This is a genomic window from Pseudomonas sp. GW456-12-10-14-LB2, assembly GCF_002884345.1.
In the GTDB taxonomy this organism is placed as follows: Bacteria; Pseudomonadota; Gammaproteobacteria; order Pseudomonadales; family Pseudomonadaceae; genus Aquipseudomonas; species Aquipseudomonas paraglycinae.
The window spans coordinates 73,773-89,697 of sequence record NZ_POHV01000028.1 but is presented as its reverse complement, the minus strand read 5'-3'; the positions used below and the strand labels follow the sequence as shown (position 1 = coordinate 89,697).

General features: G+C 61.3%; 15 protein-coding genes. 9 read left to right on the top strand and 6 right to left on the bottom strand.

Annotation, left to right across the window (positions count from 1 at the left end):
- The coding region (locus C1X29_RS19600) for a general secretion pathway protein GspC (RefSeq protein WP_102718157.1) at positions 1 to 303 on the bottom strand (303 nt) is incomplete at its 3' end.
- A gap of 133 nt (positions 304 to 436) precedes the next feature.
- On the opposite strand from C1X29_RS19600, the gene C1X29_RS19595 reads away from it, so the two are divergent.
- Positions 437 to 889: a prepilin-type N-terminal cleavage/methylation domain-containing protein gene (locus C1X29_RS19595; protein ID WP_085711301.1), complete on the top strand. Its 453-nt coding sequence runs from the start codon at positions 437 to 439 to the stop codon at positions 887 to 889.
- On the top strand, positions 886 to 1,494 hold the full coding sequence (locus C1X29_RS19590; RefSeq protein ID WP_102718156.1) for a prepilin-type N-terminal cleavage/methylation domain-containing protein: 609 nt from the start codon (positions 886 to 888) through the stop codon (positions 1,492 to 1,494). Before C1X29_RS19595 ends, C1X29_RS19590 begins: the two co-directional genes overlap by 4 nt.
- Before the next feature lie 159 nt (positions 1,495 to 1,653).
- On the opposite strand, the gene C1X29_RS19585 is transcribed toward C1X29_RS19590, so the two are convergent.
- Genes C1X29_RS19585 through C1X29_RS19575 form a run of 3 tightly spaced genes read right to left on the bottom strand, consistent with a single transcriptional unit; the run spans position 1,654 to position 3,848 of the window.
- On the bottom strand, positions 1,654 to 2,592 hold the full coding sequence (locus tag C1X29_RS19585) for a FecR family protein (protein WP_102718160.1): 939 nt from the start codon (positions 2,590 to 2,592) through the stop codon (positions 1,654 to 1,656).
- Between the two features lie 33 nt (positions 2,593 to 2,625).
- The gene (locus C1X29_RS19580; RefSeq protein WP_011334580.1) at positions 2,626 to 3,177 is read right to left on the bottom strand and encodes an RNA polymerase sigma factor; all 552 of its coding nucleotides are present in this window, start codon (positions 3,175 to 3,177) and stop codon (positions 2,626 to 2,628) included.
- Positions 3,174 to 3,848, bottom strand: coding sequence for a secretin and TonB N-terminal domain-containing protein (locus C1X29_RS19575; protein ID WP_102718155.1), 675 nt, complete (start codon positions 3,846 to 3,848; stop codon positions 3,174 to 3,176). Before C1X29_RS19575 ends, C1X29_RS19580 begins: the two co-directional genes overlap by 4 nt.
- Positions 3,849 to 4,043: 195 nt before the next feature.
- Here C1X29_RS19575 and C1X29_RS19570 point away from each other — a divergent pair, with 195 nt between their 5' ends.
- On the top strand, positions 4,044 to 4,358 hold the full coding sequence (locus C1X29_RS19570) for a hypothetical protein (RefSeq protein WP_102718154.1): 315 nt from the start codon (positions 4,044 to 4,046) through the stop codon (positions 4,356 to 4,358).
- Positions 4,359 to 4,532: 174 nt separating this feature from the next.
- On the opposite strand, the gene C1X29_RS19565 is transcribed toward C1X29_RS19570, so the two are convergent.
- The gene (locus C1X29_RS19565; protein ID WP_007959341.1) at positions 4,533 to 4,973 is read right to left on the bottom strand and encodes a carboxymuconolactone decarboxylase family protein; all 441 of its coding nucleotides are present in this window, start codon (positions 4,971 to 4,973) and stop codon (positions 4,533 to 4,535) included.
- Between the two features lie 310 nt (positions 4,974 to 5,283).
- Between C1X29_RS19565 and C1X29_RS19560 the strand changes: the two genes are divergently transcribed.
- The 4 genes from C1X29_RS19560 to C1X29_RS19545 all read left to right on the top strand — a co-directional run bounded on the left by C1X29_RS19560 (position 5,284) and on the right by C1X29_RS19545 (position 8,724).
- Positions 5,284 to 6,720 carry a PLP-dependent aminotransferase family protein gene (locus tag C1X29_RS19560; protein ID WP_102718153.1) on the top strand — a complete coding sequence of 479 codons (1,437 nt, stop codon included), beginning with the start codon at positions 5,284 to 5,286 and terminating at the stop codon, positions 6,718 to 6,720.
- A 120-nt stretch (positions 6,721 to 6,840) separates the two neighbouring features.
- A complete protein-coding gene (locus tag C1X29_RS19555; protein ID WP_007959339.1) occupies positions 6,841 to 7,134 on the top strand; it encodes a putative quinol monooxygenase in 294 nt (97 codons plus the stop codon).
- A 228-nt stretch (positions 7,135 to 7,362) separates the two neighbouring features.
- Positions 7,363 to 7,782 carry a cupin domain-containing protein gene (locus C1X29_RS19550; RefSeq protein WP_085746253.1) on the top strand — a complete coding sequence of 140 codons (420 nt, stop codon included), beginning with the start codon at positions 7,363 to 7,365 and terminating at the stop codon, positions 7,780 to 7,782.
- Between the two features lie 228 nt (positions 7,783 to 8,010).
- The gene (locus tag C1X29_RS19545; protein ID WP_102718152.1) at positions 8,011 to 8,724 is read left to right on the top strand and encodes an ATPase; all 714 of its coding nucleotides are present in this window, start codon (positions 8,011 to 8,013) and stop codon (positions 8,722 to 8,724) included.
- Positions 8,725 to 8,993: 269 nt separating this feature from the next.
- Here the strand turns inward: C1X29_RS19545 and C1X29_RS19540 are convergent, their stop codons facing one another.
- On the bottom strand, positions 8,994 to 13,880 hold the full coding sequence (locus tag C1X29_RS19540) for an NAD-glutamate dehydrogenase (RefSeq protein WP_102718151.1): 4,887 nt from the start codon (positions 13,878 to 13,880) through the stop codon (positions 8,994 to 8,996).
- Positions 13,881 to 14,396: 516 nt separating this feature from the next.
- Between C1X29_RS19540 and C1X29_RS19535 the strand changes: the two genes are divergently transcribed.
- Positions 14,397 to 14,750 (top strand): hypothetical protein, encoded by a 354-nt coding sequence (locus C1X29_RS19535; protein ID WP_003225678.1) that lies wholly within the window; start codon positions 14,397 to 14,399, stop codon positions 14,748 to 14,750.
- A gap of 211 nt (positions 14,751 to 14,961) precedes the next feature.
- Positions 14,962 to 15,921: a MoxR family ATPase gene (locus tag C1X29_RS19530; protein ID WP_011334589.1), complete on the top strand. Its 960-nt coding sequence runs from the start codon at positions 14,962 to 14,964 to the stop codon at positions 15,919 to 15,921.
- Positions 15,922 to 15,925: the final 4 nt, after the last annotated feature.

The window sequence follows — 15,925 nt, the reverse complement described above, 5'->3', positions numbered from 1 at the left end:
CACCCGCTCCCCCTGCAAAAAGCTCCTCGGCGGCCCGTCATTGAGGCTCAGTATCGCCACCGCCCCGCGGCTCCCCGCCATCACCCCACTGACCTTGATCTCCACCGGCGCCGTGCGGTTGGAGAACCACTGCAACGCCGGGTTGTCGCTGCGTGCGGCAAGCAGTTGCGGGGTGGCGGCCGGGGTGTGGGATTCGGCGGTGGTCAGGAGCAGGGATGACCAGGTGGCGATGCCGACCAAGGCGGCCAGCAGTGCGGCGGCCTGGGTGATTTGGGGGGGTGAAAAGCGTGCGGTGTATCTCATGGGCTGAATCTCCTTTTAGTCCCGGTGACCAGACTACGCCGCAATTCTCACGGTTTTATTTCACACGCCTTACATGTTGGCCGTGCAGGATGGTTTTTTGGGACGGGGCTGGACGCAAGGGAGTGCGCATTCGATGAACCGGTGCAGGCAGCAGGGTTTTACGCTGATCGAGTTGATGGTGGTGCTGGTGATCATCGGTATCGCCAGTGCGGCGATCAGTTTGAGTATCAAGCCCGATCCGTTGCAGTTGCTGCGCAAGGACGCCGAGTGCGTGGCGCAGTTGCTGCAGATTGCCCAGGCTGAGGCCCGCGCCGATGGGCGGCCGATTGCGTGGTTGAGCGATGGCAAGGGGTTTCGGTTCAGTCGGCGCAGTGACAGTGGCAAGGGCTTTGATCATTTCGATCGGGACCCGCAGTTGCGGCCGCGTCCCTGGCAGAGTCCGAAGCTGGAGGTGCGGGTGGAGCCGAAGCAGAAAGTGGTGCTGAACGCGGAGTGGATCAATCCGCCGCTGCAGTTGACGCTGTCTGACGGGCTCAATCGGTTGAGTGTGCTGCGCGATGCTTCGGGCCGGATTAGCGTGCAATGAACAGACAACAAGGTTTTACGCTGATCGAGGTGATGGTCGCGATTCTGTTGATGGCGGTGGTCAGTTTGATTGCCTGGAAGGGGCTGGACAATGTCACCCGCGCCGACAGCCATTTGCAGGCCAGTGGTGAGCAGAGCGACAGCCTGTTGCGGGCGTTGAATCAGATGCAGCGGGATGTGGAGATGCGCGCCGGGATCGAGCTGACGGAGCCGAAGAAGGTCGGCACCGAGGATGAACCAGCGACGGCGCCGCCAGCCGTTACCGTGCGCAGCAGTGACAGCAAGGGGTTTCGGCTGGACATCATTCGTAGCGCGGCGGATCAGCCGGGGGCGTTGCAGCGGGTGCGCTGGTGGCTCAAGGGGGACACGTTGTATCGCGCGGTGGCGCCGGCGCGGAGTCGCTATCCGTTGCCGGCGCCGACGGCTGGGGTGGCGGTTTTGGGTGAGGTGAGTGATTTGCAGGTGCGGGTTTGGGAGGTGGACAAGGGGTGGCGGCAGTTGAGTGGGAATCGGCGGGAGGATCCGTTGGGGCTGGAGGTGCGGTTGACTCGGGAGACGCCGCAGGGGGTGGAGAAGTATCGGCAGGTGATGGGGCCGCTCCAATAACTGGGTTCACTGAGATCCCTGTGGGAGCTGCGGTGCGACGATTCGACTTGCCAGCGATGGGGCCTGCACATCCAACATCTCATTGCCTGACATACCGCTATCGCTGGCAAGCCAGCTCCCACAGGGTTTTAGGGTGTTTGTGGGTGATGTGTTAGTTAGTTAGCTGAGGACGACTACGCCGCCCGGCAACTCGGTGCATTTGACGCCGTAGGCATCGCGAATCAAAGCGCCTACGCCGGCCAGTTGGTCAAGGGAGAAACGCGCCTGCACGCGGCGCTGGCCGAGTTCTCGGTTGAGCAGCAGCAACATGCCTGGGCGGTAACGGTTGATCTCGTCGATCATCTGGCTCAGGGTCGCGCCGTTGAACACCAGCACCTGCTGACGCCAGTTCATCACCGCCGCCGTGTCGACGCTTTGCACGGTGCCGACCTGTTGCGCGTCATAGGTCAGTTGCTGGCCCGGTTCCAGGCGCAGGCTACGACCTTCAACTTCCACTTCAACCGCGCCATCGAGGCACGTCACGCACACCTGTTGATCGAGGTTGCGCAGGTTGAACCGCGCCCTGCTCGCCCGCAACCAACCACCACCGGCCTGCATCGCCATCGGCAGTCGCGCGGTCTGCACTTCGACTTCGCCGCTGACCAGTTCAAACCCCTGCACGCCCTCATCCACCGAACGCTGGTTGATGCGGGTCTGTGTGTTCAATTCAAGGCTCAAGCCGTCGGCCGGTTCGACGCGACGTTGCTGGCCGACTTCGGTGATGTAATCAGCCCCAAGCCCTGAGAACCCGCCCGGAATCGTGCCGCGCACCAGCAGGAACGCCGCCGACGCGGCAATCGCGCCGCCGAGAAAGGCCCGACGTCCAAACCGGCGTGGTGCCTGCATCGCCTCGGCCGCCGGTTGCAGCAGGTGCCACAAGGCCTTGCACTCTTCGAAGGCGCGGGCGTGTTCGGGGCTTTGGGCGCACCACTGGCGCAGCGCTCGGGCATCGGCGACCGTGGCGCGGCCGGAGGTCAGCAGGATCAGCCAGTCGCGGGCTTCGCTTTGCAGACGCTCGGCAGGCGTGAGCTCGGCAGGTGTCAGACGGAAGATGTTCAAACGCACAGGTACTCGACGGGTTGATCGGGAGCTTCATTCACTAGACGGTTTTCCGGCCCCGCGACCGAACCGCTGAAACACTTTTCTTTCCAGTTTGGCCGCGCAGTGTCCGAGGGCGGCTTTGATTTCCTTCTCGACCATGCGCGTGGAAATGCCGAAACGCTGGGAAATTTCCAGGTGCGGCGCTTCTTCCAGCCGTGCGGCGATGAAGATCCGGCGGCGCCGGGCTGGCAGCTCGTAGAGGGCGCTGAGCAGGGACTGGATTTCCTTTTGGCCGCCGACCACGCGCATCGGGTCCAGCGCTTCGTCGCTGACTTGCAGCAGTTCTTCGACTTCGCTGCCGGTGAGCAGCCGCGCATCGGCCTGGCGGCGGTCGGCGGCGATGTTCAGGGCCATGCGATAGAGGTAGGCGTTGGGCCGCAGCAGGTTCGGCGGCGCTTCCATACGGTCGACCCGCAGGTAGGTTTCGTGCAGCACGTCGTTGGCCAGGTCCTCCGAGCCGAGACGGCGTCGCAGGCGCACCCGAAAGTCCTCGTAGGACGTCAGGAACAGCTGGACCATCGAACTTTGTCCGGCGTCTTTCATCCCCCGGAAACTCCTTCCCATTGTGTGCATTCCATGCGCTTTCCTGACGATTCGGGTAACAACAGCAACGTGACTGGCTGGCGCAATGCGCCGGGTGTCGGCCGGTCGATCTTGAGCGTGTGAAAACTGTCTACCAGCGCTGCATCGCGCCGAACATCGCCGGTCGAGGTGACCAACCGGTTGTGCTGCACCACGCCGTCGCGGCCGATCCACAGCTGCAGTACCGCGCGAAAACTGCCGGGCCGGGTCAGCGGCGAGCGGCACAGGTTGCGTTCAATTGCAGCCTGCACCGCCGTGGCGTAACTGCGGTTGACGGCTGCGCTGGCGGGAGTTGGTTTCTCCGCCGTCATTGGTACTTCCTCGACTTGCGCAACCTGCAAGGTGAACGCGTCGTCGCGGCTGTACTTGGCCATCAACCCGCTGCCGCCGAGCATCCGGCGCAACGCTTCGGCAGCGGTGAATTCGCCATCCACCGCCAACGAACGTCGACCACGACTCAACTGACTGTCGACCAGCACCGCCATGCCGGTGGCGCGGCTGAACTGATCGAGGGCGCGGGCCAGTTCCTGGGCCGGGATGTGCAGCGTCATGCGCATCGTCGCCGGCATCGGTTCGGCGCCGGCACGGCTCAGAAACAAGCCAAGCAGCAGCCCCAGACAGAGCTGGCGCATGAGCGCTGAGCGCACAACATCCTCCCTGGCACGGCCTCGCTGCACGGCTGATGTATCCCTGAAAACCGTCATCCTGAGGGCTGTTTATGAATCTGGTGTGACGGCCACTGCAAAAAAACCATCACGGGATCGGCGCCGCCGTTGCACTAGACTCTTGAGCCAGAGCGGCCCCTTCGGGCCGGCCAGGAGGCAGGCATGAAATCAGTCTGGAAAGTCGCCCTCGGCGGGTTGTTGCTGATGGCGTTTGGCGGTGCACACGCGGAGGAACCGCTGGGCTGCGTCGAGGTGACGGTGGGTGGCTACAAGGCGCCGAATTACGATTGCCTGAGCCAGCAGATGGGCAACAACCCCAATGGTGCGGCGGCTGCGCAGAAGAATCAGGAAGCGATGAATGTGCCGGTCAATAAACGCCCGCCGAATCAGGTGGGGCTGGCGACGCCGGCGGCCACCAGTACGCGGATGGGCAACACGTTTGGTACGTCGGTGAAACCGCAGCGGCCACCGAACTAACTTTTACCTGATCGTTCCCACGCTCCCGCGTGGGAATGCAGCCCGTGACGCTCTGCGTCACTGGACGCGGAGCGTCCCTAGAGGCATTCCCACGCGGGAGCGTGGGAACGATCACCGTGTGGGGGCGTGGTGCGTTCAACGCGCGGGCACGTGGAAGCGATCAACCGCTAGTGATCAATCACTGGGAATCTGGCGAAAACTCACCGCCAACCGGTTCCAGCTGTTGATGGTGCTGACGGCCATGGTCAGGTCCACCAGTTCCGTCTCGTTGAATTGTTCCCGCGCCTGCTGGTAAACATCGTCAGGCACCCGGCTGTCCGCCAGCAGCGTGACGGCCTCGGTCCAGGCCAGTGCGGCCCGTTCGCGCAGGTTGAAGAAGCCGCTGTCGCGCCAGACCGCGATGGCGTACAGCCGTCGGTCCGTCTCCCCTGCCCGCCGCGCCTCCACCGAATGCATGTCGGTGCAGAACGCGCAGCCGTTGAGCTGCGAGGCGCGGATCTTGATCAGGTGCAGCAGCGGCGGCTCGATGCTCAGGCTGCTGGTCAGCGCTTCCAGGGCAATCATCGCTTTCATGGCTTTGGGTGAAGCGCTGTAGTAATCCAGACGCGGGGACATGGGCGGGCCTCGGGCAGCAGAAGAGTGATTTCACGGTAGGCGCTGGTTGGGCGCCGTTACAGCCCCAATTGCACGAAAAAACGGCAGACCACTGATTCAAGTAAAACAACATTCCTGTGGGAGCTGGCTTGCCAGCGATGGGGCAATCACATTCAACATAGATGTCAGCAGATACACCGCTATCGCTGGCAAGCCAGCTCCCACAGGGCCCTATGCCAATTTGGGGGATTTGCACTACGCAACTTCTGTCGATACTGCATTCGGGAGTAATCTGGCCGGCACACTCAATCGCCCGGAGCGCCCCGTCGGTATGGAACTGCATGTCGTAATCAATGGCCGCAAGGACCTGGCCGGTCAGTTGTACCAGCAACTGCGCGGCGCCATTGAATCCGGGCGTCTGGCCGCCGGCACGCAGTTGCCGCCCAGCCGTTTGCTCGCCGAGCAACTGGGGATCTCGCGCAAGACCATTTCCGACACCTACGCGCAACTCACCTACGAGAATTTCCTCACTGGCGTGATCGGCAAAGGCACTTACGTCAACGCCCGCTCGACGCCGGTGCAGCGCAAGCAAAGCTATTCCGAGCTGGCCAGTTCCGAGGTGATCGAGAGCTGGCGCAATCTGCCGGTGTTCCTGCGGCATCCAACGCTCGAGGGTTCGCTGCGCTATGACTTCATCGGCGGCGCCACCAGCAAGGGCCAGTTTCCCCAGGATGACTGGCGCCGCTGCGTCTCTCATGCACTGCGGCAGATGGCCAATTCCAAAGGTTTTTACAGCGTGCCGGAAGGCCTGCCGGCGCTGCGCAATGCGATTGCCCGGCACATCGCGTTTTCCCGTGGCGTGAATTGTCAGGACGAGGACATCGTGGTGTGCAACGGCGCGCAACAGGCGCTGGATCTGATCACTCGCGTGTTGATTCGCCCCGGCAGTCTGGTGGCGATGGAAGATCCCGGTTACCCGCCGGCGCGGCTGCTGTTCGGTACTCACGGGGCGACGGTGGTCGGCGTGCCGGTGGATGCCGAGGGCATTCAGGTCGAGCGGATTCCCGAAGGCACGCGGCTGATTTACGTGACGCCGTCGCACCAGTTTCCGCTGGGCATGCCGATGAGTCAGGCGCGGCGCAAAGCCCTGCTCGAACGGGCCCATGAGCTGGGCGCAATCATCATCGAGGACGACTATGACAGCGAGTTCCGCTACGAAGGCCGACCGACCGATTCGCTGCACAAGCTCGATCAGCGCGGCATCGTCGCCTACGTCGGCACCTTCTCGAAAACCCTGTTGCCGGAGCTGCGCCTCGGCTACGCGATCCTGCCTCCGGCGATTCTCGAAGCGGTGATCCGCGCCAAGCAGCTCACCGATCTGCATGCCTCCACCCTGCCTCAATGGGCGCTGGCCAAGTTCATCGCCGAGGGGTGCCTGCTCAAGCACATTCGCCGCTGCCATACCATTTATGCCCAGCGCCGCGAGCGGATTCTGGCGCGCATGGCCACCGACCTGTCGCCGTGGCTGCAAGCCGTGCCGCCCAGCGCGGGGTTTCACATGGCAGTGTTCTGCAAGGTGCCGATCGACTTGCCGCTGGTGATCGAACTGGCGAAAAAGGTCGAAGTCGGGCTGTACGCCATCGACGGCTTCTATTACCAGCAACCGGCCAAAAGCGGGATGTACTTCGGTTTCGGCGCCATCGAGACGCTGGACATAGACATCGCGCTGGACCGCCTGCGCGACATTCTGCAACAGGTCGCTGGTTAGATTGGACTAAACGATTAACCGCCGATTGGTTATTGGTGATTCGGGGGTGCAGGCCTATCCTGCACAAGCGTTATCCCTCAATGAGCAGGATTCGTCCGGCCTGATTCAGGAGTGTGAGCAATGTCCAACGAAGTGATCAACACCGTACAGGTGCAGGCTGCCGCCGGCCGATCGGAGGAGCTGGGCAAGCAGTTGCAGAAGATCGTCGAAACCCTGCGCGAAACGCCGGGCTGCGATTCCTACATGGTCGACCGCTGCCCCGAGGACAGCCACCGCTGGACGGTCAGCGCCCGCTGGCAGTCGGAAGCGGCGATGCAGGCGCATTTCAATCGCCCGGAAGCCCAGGGCTTCATCGACCTGATCGACAGCCGTCTGGCCAATAGCGTGGATTTCAACTCCTTTCCGATCGTTTGACTTACGGACGCCATCGCTGGCAAGCCAGCTCCCACAAGGTTTTGTATTGTTCACAAATCATATGAACGACACAAAAAACTGTGGGAGCTGGCTTGCCAGCGATGGCGTATTTGAATGCGCTGCAATCCCCCAGATTGGTCACCTGATCTTCACGAGTATTGGCCGTTTGAATACCCCGGCACGCGGACTACTGTGATGACCGACTCCCCCACTTATCAGGTGATCACCATGAAAGTCCTGCACTTGCTTGCCGCCCCGCTCGCCGCTCTGGCCCTCACCATCAGCGCTTCGGCACTGGCCCACGGCACCGATTCCCCATCCGAGAAAATCTCGGTGCTGCAGGATCAGATGCTGAAAAACGTGCCCGGCAAAAAAGCCATGATGATTGAGGTCGATTACAAACCCGGCCAGTCTTCGATTGCCCACAAACACGACGGCACGGCCATGGCCTACGTGCTCGAAGGCGAGATCGTTTCCCAGGTCAAAGGTGAACAACCGATCACCTACAAGAAAGGCCAGTACTGGTACGAGCCGGCCGGTTCCGAGCATTTGATCTCGAAAAACGCCAGCAAGAGCAAACCGGCCAAATTGCTGGTATTCATGGTGCTGTCGCCCGATGAGAAAGTATTGATCCCCCTGGAAAACTGATTGCTGTTACGTCAGCCATAAATAAAAACGCTCAAATCGTCGATTTGGGCGTTTTTAATGCTGGCCGCAATTAACCTGCCCGGCTTACAGCAAATAAAACTATTGGCCTCCTGATAACTTCACTGATTGGTCGTTTCATAAAACCGCCACAGGTTTAGTCTGATTCAACTGCCACAAACAGTGGCAACTTAAACTTTCCGACTGAAGTTGTTTCACGGGAGAAACACCATGAAACCTGCGTTCGCCAGCACTTTGTTCCTTTCACTGCTGACACTGACGGCCTGCTCGGTACCCACCGCGCCCAAAGCGGTATCGTCACTCGACACGTTGCTGCCCCACCCGGTGGGCCGCAGCCACATGACCACCGTGAAGGCCGGCCCGGGCGTGTCGCTGGGCGTGATTTACAGCCCGAGCACCCAGACCAACCGCGACTACCTGCGCAACTACCAGGCCAACGCCGGCACCGGTTTCGGCCAGAGCCTGCTGGTGCAGCCGATCCACGACGCCTACGTCGCTACCTCGAAACCGGACATGGCGGTGGATTGGGTGAAAGCTTCGCTGCAACGCCAGTTCGGCTCGGTGACGGTGTACCCGGACATGCAGAGCCTGCGCGCGGCCAACCCGGATGTGGTGGCGATCGTCGACACTCACAGCCAGTTGATTACGTCGCGCAGTTCGGACGTCAAGGCGGATGTGAGCGCGGACTTTTATGACGGGAAGTTCAACTATATCGGCACGGCCAAAGGGACGGACGCCAGAGCCTTGAGTCCGTTATGGGCGGATTACAAACGTTCGGAAGATATCGTGGCGGATATTAATGAACAGCAGAATGTGCAAGTTCGGGCGCTGCAGAAGTTTGACCAGTCGCTCAGTAATTTATTGACCAGGTCGGCAGGTAATGTGTCGATGTTTGATACTAAACAAGACCTTAGTGTGCGGTGATAGTTAGGTCGCTGCCCTCACCCTAACCCTCTCCCGGAGGGAGAGGGGACTGACCGAGGTGATTGTAGGAGTTACACCGACGTGAAATACCGAGGCGAACTCAAGTGTTGAAAAGCACACAAATCGGCTCCCTTTCCCCCTCGCCCCCCTGGGGGAGAGGGCTGGGGTGAGGGGGTTGGTTCTGTGCATCAACACATCAATATCGCCGAACACAGGCATGAAAAAGCCCCGCCTCTTTCGAGAGCGGGGCTTTTTCATTCAACGGCTACTCAAGCAAGCTCAAGCTCCGCAGTCGCCGCGGCAGGCACGACCGCCTGACCGCTCAGCGCCACGTCGTTCAGCTCACGGTTGGCCACCGCGTACATGGCGTAGTCGGTGCCGCTGGCGGCACGGATTTCCACCAGCATCGCGCGCCAGCGTTCGATCATGGCGTCGTTCTGCTTCATCCACAGTGCCAGACGGGTTTCCACGTCCGAATCACCGCCGCCCGCTTGCAGAACGGCGATGGTGATCGCGCGTTGCTGCCAGTCGACGTCGTCGCGGAACGCTTCACGGGCCAGGGCTTGCCAGTTGTTTTCAACCGGCAAGGCGCTGATCTGCGAAATGTACCAGGTGATGTCCAGCGCGCTGCCCACGGCGAAGTACGCCTTGGCCACTTCGGCTGGATCCTGACCGGTCACGTCGGCCGCTTCGATGATCGGCAGCAGCGTGTAGAGGTGGGTCGTACCCGCCACCATACGCGCCAGCAGTTCCGGTACACCGGCGGCGACGTACGCCTGATAACGCGCTTGCCAGTTTTCGCGGATTTCGCCGCTCAGCAGCTCGTCCAGCTTCAGGCCCAGCTCCTTCAGGTGCGGACCGAAATGCGCGACGTCACGGGCAGCGTTCTGCTCGTTGCGACGGGCACGCAGGAACCAGCGCGTAGCGCGACGGCCCAGACGCATCAGCTCGTCCATCAGCTCCAGCTGCACGTCAGCGGAAACCTGGTAGTCCAGCGCTTCGATCTGACGGAACCAGTGCGGGAGGTGGAAGATGTCACGCACGATCACGTAAGCGCCCGCCACGTTCGCCGGGGTCATGCCGGTAGACTCTTTGAGCCTTTGAACGAAGGTGATGCCCATGTGGTTGACCAGATCGTTGGCGATCTGGGTGCTGACGATCTCGCGCTTCAGGCGGTGACGACGCATGGCTTCGGAGAACTTGCTGACCAGGGTCGGCGGGAACGCCGTTTCCATGTCGCGGGTCAGGTAGTCATCATCCGGCACCAGGGAGCCCAGCAGCTGCTCCTTGAGGTCGATCTTGCTGTACGAGATCAGCACCGACAGCTCAGGACGGGTCAGGCCATGGCCTTCGGCAACGCGTTCGGCCAGTTGCTCTTCGGTCGGCAGGAACTCGATGGCGCGATCCAGCTTGCCACGGCCTTCCAGGTCGCTCATCAGACGCTTGTACTCGGCGATCCGCGCGTAAGCACGGCGGGCCGCGAGGGACAGAGCCTGAGTCTGCTTGTAGTTGTTGCCCAGCACCAGACCACCGACTTCGTCGGTCATGCTCGCCAGCAACTGGTTGCGTTGCTTGTCGGTCATGTCGCCGGCCTGAACCACTTCGTTCAGCAGGATCTTGATGTTCACTTCGTGGTCGGAGCAGTCCACGCCACCGGCGTTGTCGATGAAGTCGGTGTTGGAACCGCCGCCATTGAGACCGAACTCCACACGACCCAGTTGGGTCATGCCGAGGTTACCGCCCTCGCCCACCACTTTGCAGCGCAGTTCGTTGCCGTTCACGCGCAGTGCGTCGTTGGCCTTGTCGCCGACATCGGCGTGGCTTTCGGTGCTGGCTTTGACGTAAGTACCGATACCGCCGTTCCACAGCAGATCCACCGGCGCCTTGAGCAAGGCGTTCAGCAGTTCGGTCGGGGTCAGCTTGTCGGCCTGGATGTCGAAGCGCTCTTTCATCTGTGGCGAGATGGCGATGCTCTTCGCGCTGCGCGAGAAGATGCCGCCGCCTTCGGACATGATGCTGGTGTCGTAGTCGGTCCAGGCCGAACGCGGCAGATCGAACATGCGCTGACGCTCGGCGAAGCTGGTGGCCGGATCCGGGTTCGGGTCGATGAAGATGTGCATGTGGTTGAACGCGGCAACCAGTTGCAGCTTGTCGGACATCAACAGGCCGTTACCGAACACGTCACCGGCCATGTCACCCACGCCGACTACGGTGATGCTGTCTTCCTGGACATTGATGCCGCGCTCGCGGAAGTGGCGCTGAACGCCAACCCACGCGCCCTTGGCGGTGATGCCCATTTTCTTGTGGTCGTAACCGGCCGAACCACCGGACGCGAATGCGTCACCCAGCCAGAAGCCGTAGTCGATGGCGATGCCGTTGGCGATGTCGGAGAAGGTTGCAGTGCCTTTGTCCGCCGCGACCACCAGGTACGGGTCATCGTCGTCATGCCGCACGACGTTGGCCGGCGGTACCAGTTTGCCGTCCTTCAGGTTGTCGGTGATGTCCAACAGGCCCGAAATGAAGATGCGGTAGCAGGCGATGCCCTCGGCCGCGATCTCGTCACGGCTGCCGCCCAGTGGCAGGCGACGCGGCAGGAAGCCGCCCTTCGCACCCACCGGCACGATGACCGAGTTTTTAACTTGCTGGGCTTTTACCAGGCCGAGGACTTCGGTACGGAAGTCTTCTTCACGGTCGGACCAGCGCAGACCACCGCGAGCGACGTTGCCGAAGCGCAGGTGCACGCCTTCGACGCGTGGCGAGTAAACGAAGATTTCGAACTTCGGCACCGGTTTCGGCAGCTCAGGGATCAAGTGCGGGTTGAACTTGAAGCTGAAGTACGACTTGTTCTGGCCGTTGGCGTCGGTCTGGTAGAAGTTGGTCCGCAGGGTCGCTTTGATCAGGTCCAGGTAACGACGCAGGATGCGGTCTTCGTTGAGGACTTGAACGTCGTCCAGCGCGGTCAGGATGGCCTGCTCCAGACGCTGTTGCTTGTCGTCCAGATCATCGCTGCCGAGCTTGCGCGCCAGGTAGAAGCGGGTCTTGAACAAGCGAGTCAGTTCGCGAGCGATGTCGGTGTGGTTGTTCAGGGTGCTGGCGATGTAGCCGAGGTCGAAGCCCAGGCGGATCTGCTTCAGGTAGCGAGCGTAAGCACGCAGCAGCGCCACGTCGCGCCATGGCAGGCCGGCGGTCAGCACCAGACGGTTGAACGCATCGTTCTCGGCATCGCCACGGACGATGTGGACGAACGCGTCCTGCAGGGTGTCGTTGAGTTGCTGGATGTCCAGGTCCAGGCCTTCGGCGGCGGTGAACGCAAAGTCGTGGATCCAGAACTCGCGGCCGTTGGTATGACGCAGACGGTACGGGAATTCACCCAGCACGCGCAGGCCGAGGTTTTCCAGGATCGGCAGTACGTCGGACAGGGCCAGCGGGGTATCGGCGTGATACAGCTTGCAGTGCAGCTCGCGTGGGCCGGAGGCCAGCGGCTGGTAGAAGCTCATGGCCAGCGGCTTTTTCTCGCTCAGGTTGAGCAGGTGCTGCATGTCGACCACGGCCGAATGCGCAGCGAAACGCTCGCGGTAGCCGGCCGGGAAGCCTTTCGGGAAGTCGGCCAGCACGTTGGTGCCGTTGGCTTCGCCGAAAGTTTCGACGGTCAGGGCGGCGTAGTCGTCCTGCCAGCTGCGGCAGGCCTGGATCACTTCGTTTTCCAGTTGCAGCGGGTCGATGTCGATGCGGTTTTTCGGGTCGACGCGCAGGATCAGTTGCACGCGGGCCAGCACGGACTCGGAGAAGAACGTCCAGAACTCGCAGTCGGAAGCCTTCAGGCGTTCCATCAGCACTTGCTGGATTTTCTGGCGGACTTCGGTGGAGTAGATGTCGCGTGGCACATAGGCCAGGCAGTAGCAGAAACGACCGTACGGGTCTTTGCGCAGGAACACACGAATCTTGTTGCGTTCCTGGATCTGCACGATCGACATCACGGTGCTGAACAGTTCGTCGACCGGGGTCTGGAACAGATCGTCACGCGGCAGCACTTCCAGAACCTGAGCCAGTTCCTTGCCCAGGTGAGCCTTGGCCTGGAAGCCCGAGCGACGTTCGATTTCCTCGACCTTGCGGCGGATGAACGGGATGACACGCACGCTTTCGCCATACACCGACGAGGTGTACAGGCCCATGAAGCGGTGTTCCTTGATCACTTTGCCGTCGGCATCGATTTCGCGAATCGACACGTAGTCCGGGTAAGCCGGACGGTGCACGCGGCTCGGATGCGCGGCCTTGGCGAACGACAGCAGTGTCGGTTCGCGCAGGTATTTCACGGCATAGTCTTCGATGTGGCGGTCTTCGTTGGTCAGACCGGTGCGCAGCATCTTGGTCAGGCCGAGGAACGAATTCTGGTCGTATTCGATGTGGCCGCCATCGGCCTGATCGACAACGGTGAATTCTTCGTAGCCGAGGAAGGTGAAGTGGTTGCCCACCAGCCATTCCAGGAAGCTCTTGATTTCGGTCTTCTCGTCGGCATCGACGGCGAATGCGCTGTTATCGAGCTTGGTGAGGATTTCCTGCACCTTGGCCTTCATCGGCTCGAAATCGGAGACCGCGACGCGGACTTCACCCAGGACCTGTTCCAGTTCCTTGCTCAGCACATTCAGTTCGGCCGCATTGGCGCAGCGGTCGATTTCCAGGTACATCAGCGACTCGTGCAGCACGCCTTCGCCGGTCGAACCTTTTGGCAGGATTTCCAGCAGTTCGCCCTTGCTGCCACGACGCACGCTCAGCACGGTGGTCTGCAGGGTGTGGATGCTGTAGCCGCGACGGTTCAGCTCGGTACGCACCGAGTCCACCAGGAACGGCAAGTCATGGTGCAGCACTTCGACCGCGGTGTGGGTCGACTGCCAGCCGTGACGTTCGTAATCGGGGTTGTAGACGCGCACTTGCGGTTGCGCGTGATCGAAGCGCTCAAGCAGGCGCCACGCAGAGAGAGTACAGCCAGCGAGGTCGGAGAGGCGACGTTGGGTCAGCTCGTCCAGGGAAATGATGCCGAAGAATTGTTCAGCGAACAGCGCCACTTGTGGCAGTGCCTGTTCACTGATGTGCTGCGCCAGTGCCGCTTGCAGTTGGTGCTGGAAGTCGGCTTTGCTGGCTGCGGTGAAGAACGCCATCTGTGGTACTCCGCTTGGGCTTGTTATTGATGGAAAGCGTCGCGTGCAAAACCCCTTTCGGGGCGTTCCGTCGCCCTGTTCCTGATTCTCGGGCAGAGGAAACAGGGTGACAGGTGGGTGAAGCTGGACGAGACACTCAGGTCACATTCACCTTCCATGAATGGGCATCTGCAAAAACGACTGCCCGGCGCCGCTCGCGGGGCCATGGCAATGCCTTTACGGGTGCTCATCCGTTGCGCAGCTTAATGGGTGCGACAATGTGTCTGCTTGCGGTGCTGCGACATATTCGGTCATTGGCACGTAAACCAAGGCCTGCGCATCGGTAAACACTAGCATTCATGGGGCGGAACGCCGGTCTGAATGCCCGTTTTTACGGTACAGGCGTGCCAGGAATGACCATTGACCTGTGTCGCGTTCACGACACATCCTCTGACACTCTCACATGCAGAAATTCCCGGGGGCTGGCAGAATCGCGCCCAATTGCGACCAACAAGCCCGCCGAGGCAGGAATTCCCCATGCAAATGACCACCGCCCTTTTGATCGTCAACCCATGCGACGACGAAGAAGACAACATGGCCATGCTCTGCTGCCACAGCGACAAGGGCGACATGTTCCTGATGAGCCGCTACCCGGACGAGGACGAGCTGGAGATCACGCTGGACGGCGAGCCGTCGACCCTTGATGGCGTCAAGGTCACTTTGACCAAAACCCTGTTGAAGATCGAAATCGCTGCAGCCGATGCCGATGCGTTGAACGGGGATGATGTGCTGGAAATCACTTTCAATCCGGACATGGTGGATCTGGCTGAAGTCGAGGAAACCCTGAAGAACATTCTTGATGGTACTGGCACCTATATCAGCCAGATTTGATGGCATCTGGGCCGGCCCTTTCGCGAGCGAAAGGGCCCGAAAGAACACCGCACCTCCCCCGCCCTACAAAATTCCAACAATTGCCCCGGTCATTTCCCGCACTTTGCGCAAAATGCCGTTAGTCGCCACCCCCTGCGATGGATTAAAGTAACGCCCCCAGCCCCGGCGTTATCCGAACGCCTGTGGCCTCCCTTTCCAGGAACAGTCATCGATGGAACATCGTGAAGCGCTGCTGGCGCTGCGAACCTTTCTTTCAACGCAGATTCTCGGCCAGGAAAAACTCATCGAGCGCTTGCTCATCGCCCTGCTCGCCGACGGCCACATGCTGGTCGAGGGCGCTCCGGGTCTGGCCAAGACCAAAGCGATCAAAGAGCTCGCCGAGGGCATCGAAGCCCAGTTCCATCGCATTCAGTTCACCCCGGACCTGCTGCCCGCCGACATCACCGGCACCGAGATCTATCGCCCGGAAACCGGCAGCTTCGTATTCCAGCAAGGCCCGATCTTCCACAACCTGGTGCTGGCGGACGAAATCAACCGTGCCCCAGCCAAGGTGCAATCAGCCTTGCTCGAAGCCATGGCCGAACGTCAGGTCAGCGTCGGGCGCAGCACTTACGAGCTGTCGCCGCTGTTTCTGGTGATGGCCACGCAGAACCCGATCGAGCAGGAAGGCACCTATCCGTTGCCCGAAGCCCAGCTCGACCGCTTCCTGATGCACGTAAAAATGGGCTTCCCGGATGCCGCCGTCGAGCGTCGGATCCTGCAACAGGCCCGGGGCGAAGCCCTGAACGGCGAAACCAAGCCTGAGCGTCGGGTCAGCCAGCAGGCGATCTTCGCCGCGCGCAAGGAAATCCTCGGTCTGTACATGGCGGATGCCGTGGAGGAATACTTGGTGCAACTGGTCATGGCCACGCGCAACCCGGCCAAGTTCGACCCGGAAATGGCCGAGTGGATCGCCTACGGCGCCAGCCCGCGCGGCTCGATCGCCCTCGACCGCTGCGCCCGCGCCCACGCCTGGCTGGCCGGTCGCGACTTCGTCAGCCCGGAAGACATCCAGGCGGTGCTGTTCGACGTGTTGCGTCACCGCATCATTCTGTCGTTCGAGGCCGAAGCCGCTGGCATCGATCAGGATCGCGTGGTGCAACGGATTCTCGACGTCGTAGCCGTCGCTTGACCCC

Excerpts from the sequence above, each read along its gene's own strand:
- C1X29_RS19545 (WP_102718152.1), top strand. The coding sequence starts at position 8,011 with ATGAAACCTGCGTTCGCCAGCACTTTGTTCCTTTCACTGCTGACACTG.
- C1X29_RS19535 (WP_003225678.1), top strand. The coding sequence starts at position 14,397 with ATGCAAATGACCACCGCCCTTTTGATCGTCAACCCATGCGACGACGAA.
- C1X29_RS19590 (WP_102718156.1), top strand. The coding sequence starts at position 886 with ATGAACAGACAACAAGGTTTTACGCTGATCGAGGTGATGGTCGCGATT.
- C1X29_RS19560 (WP_102718153.1), top strand. The coding sequence starts at position 5,284 with ATGGAACTGCATGTCGTAATCAATGGCCGCAAGGACCTGGCCGGTCAG.
- C1X29_RS19540 (WP_102718151.1), bottom strand. The coding sequence starts at position 13,880 with ATGGCGTTCTTCACCGCAGCCAGCAAAGCCGACTTCCAGCACCAACTG.
- C1X29_RS19570 (WP_102718154.1), top strand. The coding sequence starts at position 4,044 with ATGAAATCAGTCTGGAAAGTCGCCCTCGGCGGGTTGTTGCTGATGGCG.
- C1X29_RS19565 (WP_007959341.1), bottom strand. The coding sequence starts at position 4,973 with ATGTCCCCGCGTCTGGATTACTACAGCGCTTCACCCAAAGCCATGAAA.
- C1X29_RS19595 (WP_085711301.1), top strand. The coding sequence starts at position 437 with ATGAACCGGTGCAGGCAGCAGGGTTTTACGCTGATCGAGTTGATGGTG.
- C1X29_RS19580 (WP_011334580.1), bottom strand. The coding sequence starts at position 3,177 with ATGAAAGACGCCGGACAAAGTTCGATGGTCCAGCTGTTCCTGACGTCC.
- C1X29_RS19555 (WP_007959339.1), top strand. The coding sequence starts at position 6,841 with ATGTCCAACGAAGTGATCAACACCGTACAGGTGCAGGCTGCCGCCGGC.
- C1X29_RS19530 (WP_011334589.1), top strand. The coding sequence starts at position 14,962 with ATGGAACATCGTGAAGCGCTGCTGGCGCTGCGAACCTTTCTTTCAACG.
- C1X29_RS19575 (WP_102718155.1), bottom strand. The coding sequence starts at position 3,848 with ATGCGCCAGCTCTGTCTGGGGCTGCTGCTTGGCTTGTTTCTGAGCCGT.
- C1X29_RS19550 (WP_085746253.1), top strand. The coding sequence starts at position 7,363 with ATGAAAGTCCTGCACTTGCTTGCCGCCCCGCTCGCCGCTCTGGCCCTC.